This is a genomic window from Streptosporangium sp. LJ11 (assembly GCF_051918945.1).
Classification (GTDB): Bacteria; Actinomycetota; Actinomycetes; order Streptosporangiales; family Streptosporangiaceae; genus Streptosporangium.
In genome coordinates this window covers 1-639 of record NZ_JBPXMB010000112.1, presented here as the reverse complement: position 1 = coordinate 639, position 639 = coordinate 1, and the positions used below count along the sequence as shown (strand labels likewise).

Genomic DNA, 639 nt, shown 5'->3' with positions numbered 1-639 from the left:
TCCACCGACCCGCAGTTCGTGGACAAGGTGGTCGATGTCGTCGGGCTCTACCACAACCCGCCCGAGAAAGCCGTCGTGCTTTGTGTCGACGAGAAGTCCCAGATCCAAGCTCTGGACCGGTCTCAGCCGGTCCTGCCGATGATGCCGGGCATGCCCGAACGCCGCACCCACGACTACCTGCGGCACGGCATCACCAGCCTGTTTGCGGCCTTCAACATCGCCGACGGCACCGTCATCGGTGAACTCCACAGGCGCCACCGAGCCCTTGAGTTCAAGAAGTTCCTGGTCACCATAGACAAGGCCGTCCCCGCCGAACTCGACGTGCACCTGGTGTGCGACAACTACGCCACCCACAACACCGCCGAGATCAGAACCTGGCTGAGCCGGCACCCGCGCTTCCACGTCCACTTCACCCCGACCGGCTCGTCATGGATCAACCAGGTCGAGCGCTGGTTCGGACTACTGACCGACAAACTCCTCCGCCGCGGAGTCCACACCTCCGTCCAAGCCCTCGAAGACGACATCAAGGCCTGGATCGACACCTGGAACCAGGACCCCAGACCGTTCACCTGGACCAAGACCGCCGACGAGATCCTCAAGTCCCTCGCCGACTACCTCGCCAAGATCAACCCACCCAGC

1 protein-coding gene is annotated in these 639 nt (G+C 63.2%); it reads left to right on the top strand.

Features of this window, described 5'->3' with window-relative positions; translation table 11 throughout:
• Positions 1-639: IS630 family transposase (locus tag ACTOQ3_RS43620; protein WP_440089955.1), on the top strand; the 639-nt coding region annotated here is incomplete at both ends.